The 20,763-nt window shown below is 59.9% G+C and carries 18 protein-coding genes and 1 other RNA gene; 14 read left to right on the top strand and 5 right to left on the bottom strand.

The window, feature by feature from the left end; genetic code table 11:
- The first annotated feature begins 16 nt into the window (after positions 1-16).
- The 7 genes from G5253_RS00445 to ffs all read left to right on the top strand — a co-directional run bounded on the left by G5253_RS00445 (position 17) and on the right by ffs (position 6,622).
- The gene (locus G5253_RS00445; protein WP_266133931.1) at positions 17-799 is read left to right on the top strand and encodes an enoyl-CoA hydratase; all 783 of its coding nucleotides are present in this window, start codon (positions 17-19) and stop codon (positions 797-799) included.
- A gap of 18 nt (positions 800-817) precedes the next feature.
- Positions 818-1,930 (top strand): enoyl-CoA hydratase/isomerase family protein, encoded by a 1,113-nt coding sequence (locus G5253_RS00440; protein WP_266133932.1) that lies wholly within the window; start codon positions 818-820, stop codon positions 1,928-1,930.
- 51 nt (positions 1,931-1,981) lie between these two features.
- Entirely contained in the window at positions 1,982-2,902 is a 921-nt protein-coding gene (gene mmsB, locus G5253_RS00435) for a 3-hydroxyisobutyrate dehydrogenase (RefSeq protein ID WP_266133933.1), read from the top strand.
- Between the two features lie 52 nt (positions 2,903-2,954).
- Positions 2,955-3,734: an SDR family oxidoreductase gene (locus G5253_RS00430; protein ID WP_266133934.1), complete on the top strand. Its 780-nt coding sequence runs from the start codon at positions 2,955-2,957 to the stop codon at positions 3,732-3,734.
- A 358-nt stretch (positions 3,735-4,092) separates the two neighbouring features.
- Positions 4,093-5,529 carry an arginine-ornithine antiporter gene (gene arcD / locus G5253_RS00425; RefSeq protein ID WP_005336921.1) on the top strand — a complete coding sequence of 479 codons (1,437 nt, stop codon included), beginning with the start codon at positions 4,093-4,095 and terminating at the stop codon, positions 5,527-5,529.
- A gap of 105 nt (positions 5,530-5,634) precedes the next feature.
- Positions 5,635-6,423, top strand: coding sequence for a sulfite exporter TauE/SafE family protein (locus G5253_RS00420; protein WP_266133935.1), 789 nt, complete (start codon positions 5,635-5,637; stop codon positions 6,421-6,423).
- 102 nt (positions 6,424-6,525) lie between these two features.
- Positions 6,526-6,622: signal recognition particle sRNA small type (gene ffs, locus G5253_RS00415), an RNA gene on the top strand.
- Between the two features lie 317 nt (positions 6,623-6,939).
- Here the strand turns inward: ffs and G5253_RS00410 are convergent.
- Positions 6,940-8,766 carry an ATP-binding protein gene (locus G5253_RS00410; RefSeq protein WP_047435143.1) on the bottom strand — a complete coding sequence of 609 codons (1,827 nt, stop codon included), beginning with the start codon at positions 8,764-8,766 and terminating at the stop codon, positions 6,940-6,942.
- Positions 8,767-8,774: 8 nt separating this feature from the next.
- On the bottom strand, positions 8,775-9,266 hold the full coding sequence (locus tag G5253_RS00405; RefSeq protein WP_005351410.1) for a molybdopterin-dependent oxidoreductase: 492 nt from the start codon (positions 9,264-9,266) through the stop codon (positions 8,775-8,777).
- Positions 9,267-9,604: 338 nt separating this feature from the next.
- Here G5253_RS00405 and G5253_RS00400 point away from each other — a divergent pair, with 338 nt between their 5' ends.
- The 6 genes from G5253_RS00400 (at position 9,605) to G5253_RS00375 (ending at position 15,758) form a co-directional block, all read left to right on the top strand.
- Positions 9,605-9,955, top strand: coding sequence for an STAS domain-containing protein (locus tag G5253_RS00400; RefSeq protein ID WP_005333409.1), 351 nt, complete (start codon positions 9,605-9,607; stop codon positions 9,953-9,955).
- Entirely contained in the window at positions 9,952-10,368 is a 417-nt protein-coding gene (locus G5253_RS00395; protein ID WP_019445317.1) for a hypothetical protein, read from the top strand. The genes G5253_RS00400 and G5253_RS00395 overlap by 4 nt, the downstream gene beginning before the upstream one ends.
- 18 nt (positions 10,369-10,386) lie before the next feature.
- The gene (locus G5253_RS00390; RefSeq protein ID WP_266133937.1) at positions 10,387-12,492 is read left to right on the top strand and encodes an SLBB domain-containing protein; all 2,106 of its coding nucleotides are present in this window, start codon (positions 10,387-10,389) and stop codon (positions 12,490-12,492) included.
- 1 nt (position 12,493) lies between these two features.
- Positions 12,494-13,162 (top strand): tyrosine-protein kinase family protein, encoded by a 669-nt coding sequence (locus G5253_RS00385; protein ID WP_005360129.1) that lies wholly within the window; start codon positions 12,494-12,496, stop codon positions 13,160-13,162.
- 23 nt (positions 13,163-13,185) lie between these two features.
- Entirely contained in the window at positions 13,186-14,676 is a 1,491-nt protein-coding gene (locus tag G5253_RS00380) for a SpoIIE family protein phosphatase (protein WP_266133938.1), read from the top strand.
- Positions 14,677-14,756: 80 nt separating this feature from the next.
- Positions 14,757-15,758: a glycosyltransferase family 4 protein gene (locus tag G5253_RS00375; RefSeq protein ID WP_266133939.1), complete on the top strand. Its 1,002-nt coding sequence runs from the start codon at positions 14,757-14,759 to the stop codon at positions 15,756-15,758.
- A gap of 290 nt (positions 15,759-16,048) precedes the next feature.
- Here the strand turns inward: G5253_RS00375 and G5253_RS00370 are convergent, their stop codons facing one another.
- From G5253_RS00370 to G5253_RS00360, 3 genes are read right to left on the bottom strand one after another with little or no spacing between them, the layout of a single operon-like run.
- Complete coding sequence (locus G5253_RS00370; RefSeq protein ID WP_005333398.1) at positions 16,049-16,684, bottom strand: sugar transferase; 636 nt, start codon at positions 16,682-16,684, stop codon at positions 16,049-16,051.
- On the bottom strand, positions 16,681-17,874 hold the full coding sequence (locus G5253_RS00365; RefSeq protein WP_266133940.1) for a glycosyltransferase family 2 protein: 1,194 nt from the start codon (positions 17,872-17,874) through the stop codon (positions 16,681-16,683). Before G5253_RS00365 ends, G5253_RS00370 begins: the two co-directional genes overlap by 4 nt.
- A 31-nt stretch (positions 17,875-17,905) precedes the next feature.
- Positions 17,906-19,021, bottom strand: a complete 1,116-nt coding sequence (locus G5253_RS00360) for a glycosyltransferase (protein WP_266133941.1) — start codon at positions 19,019-19,021, stop codon at positions 17,906-17,908.
- Positions 19,022-19,178: 157 nt separating this feature from the next.
- Here G5253_RS00360 and G5253_RS00355 point away from each other — a divergent pair, with 157 nt between their 5' ends.
- The gene (locus tag G5253_RS00355; RefSeq protein WP_266133942.1) at positions 19,179-20,594 is read left to right on the top strand and encodes a GumC family protein; all 1,416 of its coding nucleotides are present in this window, start codon (positions 19,179-19,181) and stop codon (positions 20,592-20,594) included.
- The last annotated feature ends 169 nt before the right edge of the window (positions 20,595-20,763 follow it).

Below are 20,763 nucleotides of genomic sequence, written 5' to 3'. Positions count from 1 at the left end.
CGACAAGGACAATGTTATGACAAGGATCAGACTCGAATATCATGGCCACGTGGCCTATATCACCCTCGACCATCCCCCTGCCAACACCTGGACCCTCGCCAGCCTGCAGGCCTTTTTGCAGATGATGGTGGAGCTCGACAGTCGTCCCGATGTGGTGGCACTGGTGATCCGTGGTGCGGGCGACAAATTTTTCTGCGCCGGTGCCGACCTCAATATGTTTGTCGAGGGGAATGTCGAGCTGGCCCGCGAAGTAGCCGAGGCCTTTGGTAAGGCCTTCGAGGCGCTGGCCCGTTTTCATGGCGTCAGTATCGCCGCCATCAATGGTTATGCCATGGGCGGCGGCCTGGAAGTGGCGCTGGCCTGTGATATCCGTATCGCCGAGCAGCAGGCGTTGCTGGGACTGCCGGAAGCCTCGGTGGGCTTGCTTCCCTGTGCCGGTGGCACCCAGCGCCTGACCGAGCTGGTGGGGCCGGGCTGGGCCAAGCGGATGATCCTCTGCGGTGAGAAGGTGAGTGCCTCGCTGGCCTACGAGATGGGGCTGGTGGAGGAGGTGGTGAAAACCGGTCAGGCGTGGGAGGCCGCGCACCAGATGGCCCATCTGGTGGAGCGCCAGAGCCCGAGTGCCCTGCGCGCCTGCAAAACCCTGGTCAATCAGGGCCGCAGTGGCCCGCGGGATGCCGCCTTGCCCCTTGAGCGAGCGCTGTTTCTCGATCTCTTTAGCGATGCCAACCAGCGTGAAGGGGTGGCCGCCTTCCTGGAGAAACGCTTACCGCGCTGGCAATATGGCCCAACAGAATAAATCCATACGGAGCCGTTTATGAGTGAGCCGGTCAAGGTTAGCTGTTATCCCACCGAAGATGGCCATCAGATCGGGGTGTTGACCCTCGACAGCCCTGCGTCTCTCAACGCATTGAGCCTGCCGATGATCCAGATCCTGCAACAGACGCTGACCCGTTGGGAGCAGGATCCCGCCATCGTCTGTGTGCTGCTGCAGGGGGCGGGTGAGAAGGCATTTTGTGCCGGTGGCGATATCCGCTCCTTCTATTACCGCAAGCAGGAGGCGAGCGGATCGGAACTGTTCGAATATGCCCGCGACTTTTTCGAGCAGGAGTACCGGCTCGACCACCACATCCACTCTTACCGCAAGCCCCTGATCTGCGTGGCGGACGGTATCTGCATGGGGGGCGGCATTGGCCTGTTTGCCGGCGCCGATTTCCGGGTGGTGACCGAGAAGAGCCTGTTCGCCATGCCGGAGGTGACCATTGGCCTCTACCCCGATGTGGGGGCCAGCTGGTTTTTAAGCCGGATGCCGGGGCGGCTGGGGCTCTGGCTTGGTTTGACTGGCGCCCGCTTCAACGGGAGTGATGCCATCGGCCTTGGGCTGGCGGATCATGCCATCGCCAGTGGCGAGCGCAGTGCGCTGTTGTCACGCCTCGCCGTGCTCGACTGGACTGGCAGTGGTGATCCCCGTGAGCAGATCGATCTGCTGCTCACGGAATTGCACCGTGAGGTGGCGGCCCGCTTGCCGGCGCCAGTATTGCTACCCCATCAACAGAGGATCGATGCCTTGCTGGCGGGACGCACGCTGCAAGGTGTATTGGCGCGGTTGTTCGAGGCTCAGTTCGATGAACATGAAGCTGTGCTCCAGCAGGCGCAGCAGATTTGCCGCACCGGCAGCCCCATCAGCCGCGCCATTTTGTGGCGCCAATATTGGCAGGCTCGCCGCAACGCCCTGGCCGAAGTATTTGCCGAGGAGCTGACCCTCTCGGTCAACTGTGTGCTCAAGGGGGATTTTGTGGAAGGGGTACGGGCACTGCTGATCGACAAGGATAAAGATCCCCGCTGGCAACAGTTGCCACCGGAGGTGGAGTGGCTGGACGAGTTCTATCGCTGGCCGCAGGGGCGCAATCCGTTGACCTGCAAGGAATAACATCTTGGCAACCGGCGGACGCCGCCATCAGCAACGCAAGGAGCAAGCGGGATGACAAGGATAGGGTTTATCGGGCTCGGCAACATGGGGGGGCCCATGGCGGCCAATCTGGCCAGGGCCGGGCACACGGTGCAGGTGTTTGATCTGGTTGCCCAAAACATTGAGCGCGCCATCGCCGCTGGCTGCATCGCCACGGGGGATGCCCGTGATGCGGCGACCGGCTGCGAGGTGGTGATCAGCATGCTACCTGCGGGGGAGCATGTACGCGATCTTTGGTTGGGCGAGAGCGCCGGTGAGCGAGGTGGGCAGGATCTGCTGGCAGCCCTGCCGGTTGGTGCACTGGTGATCGACTGCTCCACCATAGATGTCGACTCTGCCCGTCAGGTCGGGGAGGCGGCCCGCGCGCGTGGTTTGCGTTTTATCGATGCCCCTGTCTCGGGTGGTGTCGCCGGTGCGGCCGCCGGGACGCTCACCTTTATCGTCGGTGGCGACGGGGCGGATTTCGAGTCAGCCAAGCCCCTGCTCGCCTGCATGGGGCAGAATCTGTTTCATGCCGGGGCGTTGGGGGCAGGGCAGATCGCCAAGATGTGCAATAACATGCTGCTTGCGATCCATATGGCGGGTACTGCCGAAGCGCTGGCCCTCGGGGTGAAGGAGGGGCTGGATCCCGCCGTGCTCTCCACCATCATGGGCAAGAGCTCCGGCAACAACTGGAGTCTGGAGCGCTACAACCCCTGGCCCGGGGTGATGGAGAATGTCCCTGCCGCCCGCAACTATCAGGGGGGCTTTATGACCCGTCTGATGGTGAAAGATTTGGGGCTGGCCATGGCGCTGGCCGAGCATGGCCACAGCGCTGTGCCGATGGGGGCGCTCGCGCGTAACCTGTTCAACCTGCATGCCGCTCAGGGGCAGGGGAGCCGCGATTTCTCCAGCATCGTCGAACTCTATCTGGATAAACAGGATCCCGCCTGACGGGCCACCTCTCTTCAAGGCATCTCCCTTCGACTAGCTACAAGGAGCATTGATGGATATCAAAGATAAGGTCATCGTTATTACCGGCGCTGGACGTGGCTTGGGACGGGCCATTGCGCTGGCCCTGAGCGCACAGGGGGCGACGCTGGCACTGCTCGACATCAATCGCGCCGACCTGGAGGCGACCTTAGCCATGGTGCACAGCCAGAATGGTCAGCGCGATCAAGATAGCCAGTGCGAGCTGTTTGTCTGCAATGTGGCGAGCGAAGCCGAGGTTGAGTCGGTTTTTGCTGCCATCAAGGAGCGTTTTGGCGTGCTGCACGGTCTTATCAACTGCGCCGGCATTTTGCGCGATGGCATGCTGATCAAGGTGAAAGAGGGTGAGCTGGTGGAGAAGATGACGCTGGCCCAGTGGCAGAGCGTGATTGACGTCAACCTCACAGGTACCTTCCTCTGCGGTCGCGAGGGGGCGGCGCTGATGGCGCAAGGGGGGCAGGGGGGCGTCATCATCAACATCTCCTCTATCGCCCGCGCCGGCAATATTGGCCAGAGCAACTATGCCGCCAGCAAGGCGGGGGTTGCCTCGCTGGTGGTGACCTGGGCGCGGGAGCTGGCGCGCCATGGCATTCGGGTGATGGGGATCGCTCCCGGGGTGTTTGCCACCGACATGACGGCGGCGATGAAGCCGGAGGCGATGGCGCGGATGCAGCAGGCCATTCCGGTCGGCACCCTTGGCGAGGCGCAACAGCTGGCCGAGACGGTGAGCTTTATTTTTGCCAACGACTATCTGTCGGGGCGGATGATTGAACTGGATGGCGGTTTGCGTTTATAGGGATTTACATAATGGGCCCCGGTGTTTCCACCGGAGCTTTTTTATGCAGATTATTTGTACAGAGAGCGCCTGAATGGCGATGCATAGGAACCATGCGAGTCAGGTTGTGTTGGCAGAAAAATGAGAAATATCAATGGGTCTTGGTTAATTTGAGCCAGCTCACAGGCCATATGGGTCAGTGCTGTAAAATTGCGCGCGGTCAAGGCGGTGCATGATTGACGGGACGAGGGATTGCGGTCGGAATAGTCATGCAATATAGTTGCCGCCTTTTTCACGGGGTCAGGATTCCCAGCCCCTCCCATATTGCGCGCAGTATGAATACGGACGCTCTGCCGCCGCCTAAATAAACAGGATTGAAATGGACAAGAAACTAGGGCTGGGCGCCCTCATTTCGCTGGTGATCGGCTCCATGGTCGGCGCCGGGGTCTTCAGTCTGCCACAAAACATTGCTGCGCATGCCAGTGCCGGGGCGGTCGCCCTGGGTTGGGCCATCACCGGTCTTGGCATGATCTGTCTCGCGCTGGTCTATCAGAACCTCTCCATGCGCCGCCCCGATCTCGATGGCGGTATTTTCAGCTATGCCAAAGCCGGTTTCGGCGATTTCATCGGCTTCAACGCCGCCTGGGGTTACTGGCTCTGCCAACTGCTGGCCAACGTCTCTTACGCCATCGTGGTGTTCAGCGCCCTGAGCTACTTCTTCGATACGCCTGACAACGTCATCTTCGGTGACGGCAATACGCCGGTGGCCATCACGCTGGCCTCCATCCTGATCTGGTCGGTGCATGCGCTGGTGCTGCGCGGGGTACAGGTTGCTGCACTGGTGAATATCGTCACTACCATCGCCAAGATGGTGCCGCTCATCGTCTTCTGTGTTGCGATCCTGCTGGCCTTCAACATGGATACCTTCACTCTGGATATCTGGGGCCAGAACAACATGGAGCTGGGCTCCGTGATGGATCAGGTCAAGTCCACCATGAAGGTGACCCTCTGGGTCTTTATCGGGATTGAAGGGGCCGTGGTGGTCTCTGCCCGTGCCCGCCATCGCAAGGATGTGGGCCGTGCTACTGTGCTGGCGCTGCTCGGCGCCCTGACGCTTTACGTGATGGTGACACTGTTCTCGCTGGGTGTCATGAGCCAGCCGCAACTGGCGGCGCTCAAAAATCCTTCGACCGCCATGATCCTCGAAGCCGTGGTCGGCCCCTGGGGCGCCTGGCTTATCAACATCGGTCTGGTGGTGTCGGTGATGGGGGCTCTGCTCAGCTGGACCGTGCTGGCCGCTGAAGTGCCCTACATCGCGGGCAAGACCGGTGTGTTCCCAGGCTGGTTTGCCAAGGAGAACAAGAACGGCTCGCCGCAGGTATCCCTCTGGTGCTCTACCTGTCTGGTGCAGATCTTCCTGATCATCATCTACTTCCAGAGCAGCACCTATCTGGCGCTGGTCAACATCGCGACCTCTGCAGCGTTGGTGCCCTACGTTTTCTCCGGTGCCTATGGCCTGAAGCTGGCATTGAAAGGGGAGACCTATCAGGGTCAACCCCATCAGCGCAAGCGTGACCTGCTGCTGGCTCTGGTGGCGACGGTTTACGGCTGCTGGCTGGTCTACGCAGCCGGTGTGGAGTACCTGTTGCTGGTGGCGCTGCTCTACAGCCCGGGCATCTTCATCTACTGGAAGGCGCGTCAGCATCACGGTCTGCGCGGCCTTAACCGGTTGGAGCAGGGGATGACAGCGGCACTGCTCGGCTGTGCCGTGCTGGCCTTCTACAAGGTGATGGACGGTACCATTCCGCTGCACTAACCGGCACAATGAAGAGATGGCCCTCGCGCCATCTCTTTTTTTTCATGCTGATATCCACTGTTGCCCGGCCGTGTTGGCCGTTTATCGTTCAAAACAGGAATTTTTATGCTGTTTATGGGTTACCTCCTGCTGGGCGCCTTTGCCGGCATGCTGGCAGGGCTGTTCGGGATTGGCGGTGGATTGATCATTGTCCCCGTGCTGGTCATGACCTTTCGCGCTCAGGGGATCGACCCTGAAATAATTACCCATCTGGCCCTCGGCACCTCGTTGCCCACCATGATCTTTACCGGATTCAGCTCGCTTAGAGCACATCAGGAAGCGGGCGCCGTCGACTGGGTGATGATCCGCAGATTGGGGGCGGGCATGCTGGTTGGTGCCTGGCTCGGTGGTATGACGGCCAATCTGCTCAGTGCCAGTACCCTCAATATCATTATCGGCTGCTTCGCCTGGAGCATGGCGCTACAGATGGGGCTCAATCTCAAGCCCAAAGCGGAGCGCCATATGCCGGGGGCGCTCGGCACAGGCATCGCCGGTACCATCATTGGCTGGATGTCAGCGCTGTTTGGTATTGGCGGTGGCTCGCTGACCGTCCCTTATCTGAGCTGGAACTCGGTGCCAATGCGCAATGCGGTAGCGGCCTCTGCAGCTTGCAGCATGCCCATCGCGCTGGCGGGGAGTCTGAGCTACCTCTATGCGGGTTGGGATCATGCCGATCTGCCCGAGTGGAGTGTGGGCTACATCTATCTGCCCGCCCTGCTGGGCATTGTGCTGACCAGTACCCAGTTCGCCCGCCTTGGTGCCAAGCTGGCACACCGATTGTCACCAAGACGCCTCAAGCAGGCATTTGCTCTGCTGATGCTGCTGGTGGGGGCGAAATTTATGTTGTTTAGCTGATTCATTCGGCAGATTGTTGAAAAATAAGGCAAACGACCTGTTGGAGGGTAGAAAGCCGTTGCATTGAACGCCCAGTTTGCCTATTCTCCTCGCCGGTGGTCCTATTGGTCCTCTCGCATTGATAACCCGTCGACCTGGTCAGGACCGGAAGGTAGCAGCCAAGGCGGGGGACTCGAGTGCCGGGATGTGGCTGGTAGGGCCACCACTTGTTTCTGCAATTCAATAAGTTAGCTTCCTAAAGCCCTTGGTCATCCACTTTGTGTGGACGACGAGGAGCTCATCGATGAATCTCTGGCTCAGTCCCCACGGCATCCGGTATTACCGTAAAGTCACCAAGCTCCCCTGTGGCCGTCGTAAAGAGATCAAAAAATCCCTGCATACCCGAGACAAGCTGACGGCCCGTGCAGCTGTTGCGAAGCGGCTTGCCTGTGCGCGTTCCAGACCCAAGCCCATTCAGTTGCCTGCAGAGGTCAATGTTGTCCCAAATGAGCAATCAGTAGCCCGGAATCCAAGGTTTTATTGTTTGGTGACACGCATGGCTGCGTTGTATTTGAGCCGACCATGGGAAATATGTCTGTTTATCTCGCTTAGCAGCGTCTCTTTATTGATGGGCTTGGTGATATATCCATTCATGCCATGGGAAAGATAGTATTGCTTGGATTCCGGCATCGCATCAGCCGTCAGGGCGATGATGGGGATATCTGCCCAAGGCATCTGGGAGGTGCGGATCCGGGTGGTGGCCACCAGGCCATCCATCACTGGCATCTGGACATCCATCAACACCAGATCAAATTCGGTGTGACCCAGTTTCTCCAGCGCCTCTTCTCCCTGAACGGCCAGTGTGACCTGATGGCCCACGGAGTCGAGCATGGCGCCGATCACCTTGCGGTTGGTGGCATTGTCATCAACCAGCAAGATGCGATAACTCTCCTGATCCAGCGGTTTGGACGGCAGGCAAACAATCGAGGGGGTCGTGGCTCTGGCGGGCCAGATGTAGGTAAAAGTACTGCCATGTCCCTCGCTGCTCTCTACCGAGATATCGCCACCCATCAGGCGTGCGAGGTTACGGGATATTTCAAGTCCCAGGCCCGATCCGCCATATTGGCGGGTGATCGAGACATCCGCCTGGGCGAAACGTTGAAACAGGTTCTTTAGCTGACTTTTGCTCATGCCGATCCCTGTGTCCTGGATCGAGATGCGTATCGAGTGGCGATCCTGCTCCAACAGGGTGCTATCAACATGGATCTTTACTTCCCCCTGATGGGTGAACTTGATGGCATTGCTCACCAGGTTGAAGAGAATTTGGCGCACCCTCAGCGGGTCGATCATCAACCACTCCGGCGTATCGGGGGCAACAGTCAGGGTCAGTTTGATCCCTTTCGCATCGCAGTTGCTCTGCATCAGGGCCCGGATATCCTCCAGCAGCTGCGGCAAGTGATGGGGGGCCAGTTGCAGCTCGATCTTGCCCTCTTCCAGCTTGGATACATCCAGAATGTCGTTAAGCAGACCCAGCAGATGGTTTGCCGATTCGCGCGCCGTTTCCAGATAGTCTCGCTCCCTCGGATCCATATCCCGATCGGCCAGCAGTGAGAGCATGCCGAGAATGCCATTCATGGGGGTGCGAATTTCATGGCTCATGTTGGCCAAAAAGCTGCTTTTGGCTCTTGTGCCTGCCTCTGCCGCCTGATTTGCCCGCAGCAGTTTGTCATTGAGCTGCTGCATCAGTTTGTGTTGCAGAAACGAGATATTCATTTGCCGCCAGATCAGCAGGGCGAGCACAAAGAGCAGCGCAAATTGCAGGGTTGCGATGAGTGTCGTCGTGATGATCTGCTCCCTCACGCTGTCGCGACGCGCCACATCAAACAGGGTCGCCTGCTGGTTCACCTCCAGAGTCAGCTGATGGAGCAGGGGGAGCAGGGAGGCAAGCTGTTGGCGCAGCTCCTGATGGGCAAGATTGTCCAGCGGCTTGGTGGCTTCCGGGCCGAGCCAGATATCCGCCAGAGAGATGTAGGATCGAATGGCTTTGCTTGCCTGCTGGTAGATCTCTGTTTGCTGAAGCAGGCTGCGATCCTTGCTCTCCAGCACCAGATCCATGCGGCTGACCAGAATATCGTATCTGAGCTGGAAGGTCGGTTGCGACTCATGGAGCAGCGAGCTTTGAAAACGCAGCGCTTCGTTATAGAGCTGGAAATAGTTCCACATCACGTTGTCTTCGCCCTGGCTGGTACTGCGCTGCAGATCCTGAAATTGCCGGTACTGGATGGTACCAATACCGGCAAAGGCAAGGAGCAGCACACAAAGCACCACAAACAAGAAACGTTGACTGGCCGCCATGGAACGCATGATGGGATTTACTCCACTTTTATCGCGCTGATCTGCCAGATAGCCCGACCGTAATAGAGCTTGTTTTGCAGTTCGGGATATTGATCGAACGGATAGACAAGGAACAGCGGCCCTTTGTCACGCACCGACAGTGGCTTGCCATTGATCGTGCGGGCGAGGATGACCCGATACTGCTCGGCATCGCTTGTCGGCACCTGTACCGAGTAGTCATTGAGCGCGGTAATGGTGAGCTGTTTGCCGGTTGCCCCGACCTTGGCCAATACATCTTGCAGCAGCGGGCCGCGAAAGGTCTTGGCTTCGTCATACCATGGGGTATGGGTTTTGATTTCGTGTACCGGTAGTTGATCCAGCATGGCGCTGTCCCACAGGGCCAGAGCCTGATGAGTGGGGCTGCTGATGGCGCCTTCAACCTTCAACACGGCGCTGTCAGGGGAGGGGGCTGCGTATGCGGTGCCGCAAAGGGCTGCCAGCAGTGGTGCGATGTAAAGGCCTGCTTTCATGATCTCTCCTTCCTGGAATATGGCGGCATGGGGGCCGAGCCAACGGTGGCTTGTAAAGTGTGTCCAAAGGTAAGCAATAATCGGGCCCGGTCTAATGGGCTTGAATTATCAGTCATTTAGCCTGTTATCGGGCGATCTCGGCCAAGGTGAATTGCAGTTTGCAACGTGCGGGGGAGGTTAATTGCAATTTGGCAATCAAAACGAGGAGTGGGTGTTGGCGAATAAGGCGCAAAGAGTATCATTTGGAGAACAAGAGCCGTGGCACTGCCCGGCATAACATTTGCAGCGTGCTGAATGCCGTGACAGCAAATAGTCTGAGAATCGACAAGGAGCTAGCGATGGAAAGCATGACTTACACCCTTAATGATATCCAGGTAGTGGTACTGGAAAACGAGTTTGACGCGATGGCCGTCAGTGAGCTCCGCCCGTTGTTTGAAACCCTCTCGACCCACCCGGGAGATATCCTGGCCGATATCAGCGATGTTCATTTTATCGATTCGTCGGGGATCGGAGCCTTGGTATTTCTCTACAAAAGATTGATTATGAACGGGCATCAGATGGCCCTTGTCTGCGGACCCGGTCAACCCCATGACCTGCTGGAGATGTTGCATATCGACCGGGTGATCCCCTGCCATGAGAGCATCAAGGCCTATATGCGTTCCCGTGGCATGATGGCCGCTGCATCATGAAACGCTTTGGTATCCTGCTCTCGTCCATTCTGCTGTCGGGTTGTGCGCAGTGGCCGCCACAGGGGTATGGCGGCATGGCCGAGGCAAGACCCACCCGTATTCCGGTCAATGAGGATGAACGGCGGGTCTGGTCTCGTTATGATGAGCGTCAGAAGGAACTCGACTTGCAGCTGACGGAATTAAAGCAAGCGAGTCTGCAGGGGTGTATGCCTGCCGAGTTGAAACGACTACAATCTCAACGTATTGATATCGAACGGGATATGCACGGACGGCTCTGGTCGGATGTAGCCTGGCGTCAGACCGTGCTGGCACAATCACTACAACAAGTACGTTTGCGGCTGCAACAGACAACAGCGGATGGCTGTCGTGCTGATTGGTCAGGGCTCCCCTTACGCCAATGGGGGCAGACGTAACAGACGAAAAGGATGTCTATGAAACGGGGCGCTCTCGAAGGATTGATCTATGTTCTCTTGCTGTTGTTCACCTGCCCGTTACTGGCCTCCACCTTGTTGGCTCCCGGTGATCGGTTGGCCATAGTGCAACCCGGTGAGCCTGCTTTTGATCAGCCTTTCCAGATCAACAAGCAGGGGGAGATTGCACTGCCTGAAGTCGGCAACCTAGTGGTGGGGGGGAAGACCCTGCAACAGGCGGATGAGCTGATCCGCACCGCCCTCAAACCTGTTTACAACAACCTCTCTCAATTGACCGTCACCTTGCTGGAGAAGCGGCTGCTGATCAGCGTGATGGGCTATGTCAAAAAACCCGGCAGTTATGATCTGGCGCCCGATGGCAACGTGCAGATGGCCCTCGATGCCGCTGGTGGTCTGGTGCCCGGTGCCCAGCTCAACAACATGCAGGTGCGGCGCGGCAGCACGGTCTCTAGCTTCGACTACAAGCGTTATCTCGATACCGGCGATGCCAGCGTGTTGCCGCCATTGCAATCCCTTGATGTGGTGTTCGTGCCAGCATCGCCTTTGATCGGCAACGTGCAGATCGATTTTGATGCGGCGACCCTGGCGGCAGGCGGGGATGGCGATACCGGCAAGGCGATCAAGGTGTTTGGCGAGGTCAACAGCCCCGGCGCCTTCAGTTTCAAGAGCGGCAACTCCATCGTGGATCTGCTGATGCGGGCAGGTGGGGTGACCCGCTTTGCCGGGGTGGAGCGGATCCGGGTGATCAATGGTGATGCCCCCGAGCTGTTCGATCTCAAAGCCTATCTCGACTCCGGCAACAACAAGTTGCTGCCCAATCTGGCGCCGGGCGCCACCATCTTCGTGCCCAAGGATGAAGAGCAGATAAAACGGGGGGCACGCACCATCTACATCATGGGCGAGGTGTTCAAACCCGGCGCCTATGAGGGGCGGGAAGGGGACTCCTTCCTCGATATTCTGGCCAATGCCGGTGGCCCGACCCGCTATGCCGAGAGTCGCCAGATCCGTTTGCTGCGCACCGATGGCACGATCGAACCCATCGACTTGCAGGCCTATACCGAGGGGATGCAAAAGGCGCTGCCCCAAGTCAAACCCGGTGATGCCATTTTTGTGCCGGAAAAAACCGATATCAACGAGAAGTCCTGGTTGAAGGTGGCACCCGGGCGGGCGGTGATGGTGATGGGGGCGGTGCGGATCCCGGGCCGCTATGAATGGTCTGACGAGATGTCGTTGCTGGATCTGATCGCCCACGCCGGTGGCCCCAACGAGCGAGCCGATATCGCCAAGGTGCAGATCCTGACCGCCGAAGGGGGGCAGGCCACGCCGACCCTGTTTGATCTCGACAAGTTCCTTCATCAGGGGGGGGCGCTGGCCAGCCTGCCAAAGATCCGGGCCGGATTCACCATCATGATCCCCGAGCTGCCCACCGATCCCAGTGACAACAAATCCCAGTGGGTGCGCCAGTCACCGGACAGTTCCATCTATATCTTCGGTCAGGTCGGAGCCCCCGGTCGCTATGCCTTCAATGAGCAGATGGGCTTTATCGACATCCTGTCGGCCGCCGATGGTCCGACTGCGGCGGCGGATCTGCGTAATGTGCGCATCGCCCATCGCAGTGGCAGCACGGCACGGGTCAGCAAGCTCGATCTTGCCCTCTACTTTGAAACCGGCGATGAAACCTTGCTGCCCAAGGTGCTGCCCGGCGACTCCATCTACCTGCCGGAGAAGAATCGCCCCTGGCTCGACGAGCCGAAGGAGAACACCATTCGGGTGTTGGGGGCGATTGCCCGTCCCGGTCGCTACCGTTTTGACTCCTCCATGACCCTGCTGGATCTGCTGGCCGAGGCGGGGGGCCCGACCAGCAGCGCCTATATCAAGAAGATTGTGGTGATCAACATGGCTACCAGTGGTCAGGGGGATCAGGCCCGCAGCTTCGATCTTGACGGCTTTGCCAAAGAGCCCGACTTTAGCCAGTTACCGGTGCTGCGCGCAGGGGACACCGTCTTTATCCCTGATAGCAAAAGCAGCAACTGGGCCATTTTCATGGATGGCATGCGCGACATTCTGACCACGATCTCGGTGGTGGCCCTGGTCGGGACGCTTTGATATGAGCATCCCCATTCAATATCTGGAGCTCGAATCCCTCTACGCGGCGACGGTCGCCCGGGGGATCCGCTCGCTGGCTGTCACCTCGTCGGAAGGGGGGGAGGGGGTGAGCTCCATCTGCGATGCGCTGGCAAGGCGCTCGGAGGCGGATGGGCTGCGCACCCTGCTGGTGGACCTCAATCTCTATCACCCCGGCCGCGCCACGGCGGTTGCCTGGGGGCCCAATGATGTGCCCGAGCCGGTGGCCACTGGCCGGTCGTTGTCCCTGCTCCCGGCGCCAGGCAAGGATCTGATGGCCTTTCGCAACAAGGATACCTTGCGTCAGCTGCTGGTTCGCTGGCTGGAGCATTACGATGTGGTGATCTTCGATACTTCGCCGCTCACCGCCCTCAATCGGGGCAATATTCCGGCCGATCAGGTATGTGGTGCCTGTGAAGGGGCGCTGCTGGTGGTACTGGCGGGGGTGACCCCGACGACCGTGGTACAAAGTGCGGTGGATAAACTGACTCGTGCCGAGGCCAATCTGATTGGCGCAGTCTATAACGACAAACTCAACCCGGGGCTGGCCAGCGAGATCCTGCGCGAGCTCAACCGGCTGCCCAGCAACCGGGTGACCGAATGGCTCAAGCGCTGGTGTCGGCGCAGCGCCTTGCTCAATTTCCGGATCTGATCGCCCGCTGATGGAGGCCCGATATGGATGACTGGTTGCGATCTGCTCCGGCAACCCTGCAGTCGGTGCGCGAACTGCGCAACCGCCTGGCGCAGGGACTCTCCCTGTTTCAGGTCTCCCCAAAGGATCAAGCCAATTGGCTGCTCTGTTTCAGTGAGCTGGCCACCAATAGCGTCAAGCACACAGTCCCTCCCGCGACCCAGCTCTGGCTCACCCTGACAGCAGATGAAACGGGCTTGAGTCTGGTGCTGGAGGATGATGGCGGCCCGCAACCCGGTCTTGCCAGTGCGCCGTTACCCGATGAGCTGCAGGAAGGGGGATACGGGCTGGCGCTGGTGCACCAGCTGTTTGCCGAGGTGCACTTCTCTCGCGACGATGATCGCAATCGCGTGACCCTTCGCCAGCAGGGCCCGGTCAACCAACTGCCGGTGCTCGCGGTGATCGACGATGACAAGGTGATGCGTGCCCTGCTCACCGCCTATCTCCATGAGCACTACCGGGTTGAAAGTTATGCCGACTCCCATACCGCCCTGCTGGCGCTTGGAAAGCAGCCCCCCGCGCTGGTGCTCTCCGATATCGAGATGGAGGGGATCGATGGCTTTGGGCTGCGCCAGCAGTTGATGAAGGATCCCAATATGAAGGGGGTGCCCTTTATCTTCCTGACCGGTCATCAGGATCAGTGGACCCAGAGTCGGGCGGGGGCGCTGGGGATCGATGACTTTCTGGTCAAGCCCATCACCAAGCAGGACCTGTTGCTGGCGGTTTCGCGGGTGCTGCAACGCTCGGAGCAGCTCAAGTCGCAATGGGGCGAACAGCTGGATCAGCGCATGACCTCGGCGCTGCGCCCGTTATTGCCCGCCACCTCCATAGGGGGATACCAGCTGGCGTTGCAAACCCGCGCGGCCACCGTGGGGGGCGGGGACTTTCTGCTGGTCAAGGATCGGGTGCTGTGGCTCGGGGATGTGATGGGCCACGATGCAGAAGCCAAGTTCTTTGCCCATGCCTATGCCGGTTATCTGCGCGGTTTGCTGACGGCGCACGATCTGGAGCGCGCCCCCGCCCGTTTGCTGACCATCTTGTCCAATGCGGTTCACAGTGATCCGCTCCTTGGGGCTACCCTGCTCACCACCCTCTGCATTGAACTCGGCAACGAGGGGCGGGTGCAGTGGGCCAGCGCGGGCCACCCTGCGCCCTGGCTGGTCGGGCCCGGCACCATCCGTCAGGTCGGCGTGACCGGCCCCTTGCCCGGTTTGCGCCCGGATCCCCACTTCGTGACCAATGAGCGTCAGCTCAAGCCTGGCGAGATCCTGCTGTTCTGGACCGACGGCCTGCTCGATAGCCGTGATGCCGCAGAGCGCCAGCGCTGGGAGTCGCAGCTTAAGGCGATCTGCCTGACTTCGGGGCCCGGTCTTGAGCAACTGGCTCATCGCATCGCCCGCTGGTTTGATGAGCGCATCAATGATGCCGCCCTCGATGACATGACCCTCCTGCTGGTCGCCTGTCCCGGCGCCTGATCCTGCCCCTCTTTGCCTGACTGGCCCACTCTATGCAGCGCCTCATTTCAGGTGGCATGGAGCCACGGGAGGAGGGCCTTATGTTATCCATGCAGCAGATCTGGCTGGCCATCGATGCGCGTCAGGTCGGTGGAATTGAAGTTCACATTATCCATCTCGCCAACGATCTGCTGGCCAGAGGATTTCGCCCCACCATAGTGCTGGTGAGCAACCACGGTATGACCCCCTTTACGACCCTGCTCAAACAGCAGGGTTTGCCCTATGAGGTGTGCCAAAACAGCCGCGACTTTATGCGCCGTCTGGCTCGCCAGCCTGCTTCTGTGCTGATCCATACCCACGGCTACAAGGCCGGGGTGCTGGGGCGGCTGACAGCCTGGTTCACCGGTAAATCGGTGGTCTCGACTTTTCACAGTGGGGATGACGGGGAAGGGTTGCTGAAGTTTTACAGCTGGCTGGATCGCACCACAGCGCGTTTTGCGAAGTGTATTGCAGTGAGCGAGCCCATCGCTCGCAAATTGCCTGTGCCGAGCACGGTGATCAGCAACTTTGTCCCCATGCCTGCGACGCCTGCATCAGTGGCAGGCAACCGGATTGCCTTTGTTGGCCGCCTCTCGCCGGAAAAGGGGCCGGAGGCATTCTGCCAGCTGGCCGCCTTCTGCCCGGATGGGGCGTTTCATCTCTACGGGGATGGCCCCATGAAAAGTGCCTTGTTGCAGCAGTATGGTGATCGCGTCCAGCTTCATGGTTTCCAGAACATGGCCAATGAGTGGCACAACATCGACCTGCTCTGCATCACTTCCCGCTTTGAAGGGTTGCCGCTGGTGGCCCTGGAGGCGATGGCTCACGGCATACCGGTTTGTACCTTTGCGGTGGGGGGCCTGGTCAATCTGATCGACCATAAATCCAATGGCTGGCTGGTGGAGCCCGGCCATGTGCGGGATATGGCGGAGCTGGTCAACTACTGGCTGCGCAGCGATGGGGTGGTGCGCAGCGAAATGAGTCAGGCGGCCCGCAACACCATCGCCCGCGGGTACAGCGTCAACAACAGGGTGACCGATATTCTGGCCGTCTACGGCGCCTGAATCACGGATAAACCTGTCAAAACGAGTGGCCGCTGGCTACTCGTTTTTTTATGTGCCGGTGTTATGGGGAGCAGGGGGCGGATTGCTTCGGTGAGCACGCAACGCTCGGGTTTCTGCGGTTGGTCAAGCGGACATCAGGCCTGTGGATGGGGCCAGATGATGGCGATCAGGTCGCTGACTTCTCGGTGATCACCATTGATGTGCCACAAAGATGCGCCATAAAAAAAAGGCCATTGCAGTGGCAATGGCCTGATGGGTGTTGAGATGTGGTTGAGGTTGGTGCGGCGGGATTAGCGCCCCTTCTTGCCTACCATGATGGCGATCGTCTTGCCAATGATATGCACATCCTGCACCAGCCAGCGCCAGGGGTGGAGCAGGGCAACCGAGTAGGCCAGGTCGAACGCCAGCTTGCTGCGCACATCATCGAGTGACTCGTCGTAACCCTGATTGACCTGGGCCAGACCGGTAATACCGGGGGCTACTTCATAGGTGCGTTCGATAAAGTACGGCACCGCATCTTCCAGCCGATTGGCGATCCCGGGTCGCTCCGGACGGGGGCCGATCAGCGACATTTCCCCCTTGAGCACATTGATAAACTGCGGCAGCTCATCGAGCCGGGTTTTGCGCAGAAAGTCGCCGCTGCGGGTGATCCGGCTGTCCCCCTTGCCACACCAGACCGGCCCGGTGGCCGCCTCGGCGTCGGCGCGCATGGTGCGAAACTTGATCATGAAAAAGAGCTCGGTATGGGTGGCGTGGCTGCGCCCGATCCGCAGCTGACGAAAGAACACAGGCCCCGGGCTATCGAGCCGGATGGCCAGCATGATCAGCGGCCACAGTGGCAGCGTCAGCAGCAGGCCAAGAGTGGCACCGAGCAGATCCATGCTGCGTTTGACCACCAGGGTCAATCTTGGAATAGGGTGTGTCATACGACTTTCTCCTGTGACATGAAACGTATGGGGGCGCGCAGGCAGTAGCGCAGGGTGCCCATGCCGTTGTACCAGTGTCCGAGCACCAGATAGTGGAGCTTGCGAAACAGATTGGGCCAGGGGTGGACAGGGGTCAGCTGGATCAGGATGACCAGCAGATACCCCAGCAGTTGCAGCCCCAGCAGCAGCTGAAACAGCAGGGATTGGGTGGCAAGCGGGATGGCGCAGAGCCACAGCAGGGTCAGGCAGAGCGGCATCAACACCCGCAGCCCCTTGCCACTGGCAAAGTTGAAGGCAACCCAGCCGAACTTGGGGTGCAGCAGGGGCAGCAACCGCAACAGCTGCTGGGTGTTGCCAGCCCCGATCCGCTTGCGCCGTGTCGCCTCCAGCGCGGCATCGGAAACTTCCAGCTCCAATGCGGCGCAGCGATTGTCATAGACAGCGCGATACCCCTTGGCGATGGCCTGCATCGGCAGGATGAAATCGTCGTTGATGGTATCGGCGGCCAGCGGGGTGAGGCACTCCCGGCGCATCATGTAAAAGGCCCCGTGGGCCCCCAGCATGCCGCCAAGGGCCGACTCGCAGAGTTTGATCTGGCTTTGATAGTGCCAGTAACTCTCCTCGCCCTGTGAGCCCGGTTGCCAGAAGCGGTATGCCTCCCCGACCACCCCTACCTTGGGATCGGCAAAATGGGCGACCGCCAGCAGCAGGCTGTCGATGGGCAGCAGGGCCGAGACATCGGTGAGGGCCACCAGATCGCTGTGCACCCGGGTCATGGCCTCGTTGAGCACGGCGACCTTGCCGCGATTGCGGGGGTGATCAAATAGCCTGATCTGCAACTGCTGCAGGGCAGGATCACCGAGCTGGCTCAGCGCAATGGGGTAGCTGTTGTCGCTGCAGCCGTCGAAATGCACATGCACCCACAGCTTGTCGGCGGGGTAATCGAGGCTGGCGAGGTTTTGCAGCTTGGCCGCGATGGTCGCCGCTTCGTTGTAGACCGGCATCAGCAGGGTGATGGTGGGCAGCGCCTCATCGGTGGCGTCTGTTTTGAACCCTCGATCCAGAGGGCGCGGTGGATTGGCTACCTTGCGCGCCTGCCGACCACCAAATTTGAGCAGCAGGGGATAGCCGACATGGTGGTAGACCACCAGTACAGCGCACAGCCAGAACACGATCATGATCCATTCCATGGGATGCTCCTCTGGTCATCGGGTCGCTTGATCAGCGGCTGTAGAGCTGCTGATAGGCCTGAGCCATCCGGCTCAAGCTGCTTTGCTGGCACACAAACTCACGGGTGACGGCACGCAGGCTATGGCACTGCAGCAACCCTTGTGCCAGAAGCTGGGCAAGGCGGCCGGGATCCCGCTCCGACAGAATATGGCCGCTGGCCTGGCAGACGATCTCTCTGGCCGCCCCCACATCGCTCATCACCACAGGCACCCCGCAGGCCTGTGCTTCCAGCACGCAAAGCGGCATCCCCTCCGCCAGCGAGGGGAGGCAGAAGATATCCAGCCCCTGATAGAAGCGCGGCATGTTTTCGACCAGCCCCAGAAAATGGACCCGATGGGTGATCCCCAGTTGCTGACACTGTTGTTGCAACGCATTTTGCAAACTGCCGACCCCTGCCAACGCAAGATGCACCTCCTGCGGCAGGGCGCGGATTGCCTCCAACAGCAAGGTGTGACCCTTGACCGACTCAAGGCGGGCGGCGCAGCCAATCAGTTTGACCCCTTGCGGCAATCCCATCTGCTGACGGGCGAGGGCGGCGGCGCCCGGGGCAAAACGCTGCTCATCGATGCCGTTGGGGATCACGGTTGGCGACAACTGGCCCAGCTTGGCCAGCAGCTGGTTGGCCACCGGCGTGGCATCGGCCACCAGAATGGGGTTGAAGGCGCGCAGCCCCCACAGGGCCAGCGTGCGCTGATGGGGATCATCGAGATACCAGGCATCGTGCTCTGTGTGTACCAGGGTAGGCACCCGGGCCAGTCGGCTGGCGAGGCCACCATAGAGCATGGGCCCCAGATGGTGGGTATGTACCGCGACGGGCTTGAGCTGGCGCAGCAATTGGGTGAGCCGCCAGAGGGTTGCCAGCGACCAGCCCGCGGGCTTTTCCAGACAGTGAATATTGCCCGCGAAGTGATGCAGAGCGGGCCATGCCCTTAGCACATCTCCTTTGCGCCCTTCGAGGGAGATGATATGCACCGGTTGCTCGGCGGGGCTCGCCTGAGTGAGGTTGAGCACCATGGTCTCCAGCCCGCCGGGCTGCAGGTGCTGCACGATTTGTACGATGGAGCTTCTGCGAGGATGGGGTCTGTGCGACGGGGTTGATGACAACATGGTTCGCGCTCCGGCAAGGGAAGGGGTGACACCCCGGATAGCGGGAGAATGCGAATCTTGTACCACTCTTGCGATCTGCCCACAGAGGCGATCAGCACCTCTGGTGGCACTGCCCTTGCATCGTGCGGGGGGAGGGCTTTTCTCAGGGAGTGATGCCATGCCTGTCCAGTTCTATTACAACCTCTATATCATTCTCTTTGCCGCCTGGCGCCGTCGCTATCTGCTGGTGATCCCGGTACTGGTGATGCCGCTGGTGGGCGTCACGGTTGGCCTGCTCACCCCCAAGGAGTATGAGAGCCGCACCACCTTTATGGTGCCGCAAGATGCCAACCAGACCCCGACCCTCAAAGACCTCATCACTCAGGAGAGCCTGAAAGACCGCTTTGCGGTGCTCGAAGCCCTGCTGCGCAGCCGTTATGTACTGGACGGGGTGGCGCGGGATCGCGGTCTGGTCAATGACGAGACCCCGCCAGCCCAGCGCGATGCCATCATGGACTGGCTCTCGAGTGCCGTCTCGCTGCGGCTGATCGGCGATGAGGTGATCGAGATAAAGGTCAAGGCGGATTCGGCGGCCAACAGCGCCGGTTTGCTCGAAGCCATTTCGCGGCGCTTTTTCTTCAACCTGCTCAGCAAGGGGCGCCAGTCGGCGGAATCGTCCGAACGTTTCCTGCAAAGCCAGCTCGACAGCCGCCGCAGCGAACTGCAAGAGGCCGAGCAGCTGCTCGCCGACTTCAAACGGGAGCATGCCAGCGCCTTGCCCCAGCAGCAGAGTACCAACGTCGCCCGTCTCTATGGTTTGCAGGAGCGCTATGCCGAGAGCCTGATCACCTTGCAGCAGGCCAAGGCCCGGGTCGATCAGCTATCACTGGGGCAGGAGAGCCAGCTGGCCCGCCAGCTGGATGAGAAGCTGCAACTGATGCGCACCGAGCTGGTGTTGCTGCGGGCCCGCTACAGCGACGAGCACAGCAAGGTGCAGAGTCTGCGCTATCAGATTGACCAGTTGCAGCAGGAGTTTGAGCAGCTCAAATCCCAGCCGGATATGGCCCGCGGGCCCGAGTGGCAGTTGGCTCAGACGCAGTTGACGGAGGCGGAGCAAAACGCCGCCGGCCTGAAGAGCCAGCTGGATGGGCTGGACAAGGTGGTCGACTCCCAGGGAGATACCGAGCGCCAGCTCGCCGAGCTGGAGCGGGATCTGGCGGTCAAACGCACCCTCTATCAGGATTTGCTGCTGCGCTATGAGAAGGCCAAGGTGACAGGCGATCTGGGCAACTTCGAGCAGGGGGAGCGGATCAAGGTGATCGACAAGCCCTTTGCACCCAGCAAGCCGAGCAACTACCCGCTCTGGCTGTTTCTGCTGGCGGGAATTGTTGGCGGGCTGGGGCTCGGCTGCGGTCTGGCGCTGGTGGCCGAACTGGCGGATGCCAGCCTGCGCCGCTCCGATCAGCTGGCCGCCCTGGTCAAGGCGCCGGTGCTAAGCCGCATTCCCTACTGCGAGCCGGTGCCGGACTATCCATCCAATAGTGATCATGCGCTGGATGGGCAGGTGTTGCCCTTGTCACCAGAACCGAGTTGATTGCCACAAAAGCTGGCTATCAGCCGGAATCTGAATATTTCTGATTAGGCCTCTTAATGAGGCCTTTTTATATCATGCAAATAGCGGAGTAAACATCGCGGCAAGCCGATAAAAGAGGAGATAGGCTTCATTTTCTGCTTACGTTTCTTGACGGTGGTTTTACCAGGTG

Source organism: Aeromonas sp. 602658 (assembly GCF_049173005.1).
Lineage (GTDB): Bacteria > Pseudomonadota > Gammaproteobacteria > Enterobacterales > Aeromonadaceae > Aeromonas > Aeromonas veronii_A.
This window is presented reverse-complemented; position numbering and strand designations above follow the sequence as displayed.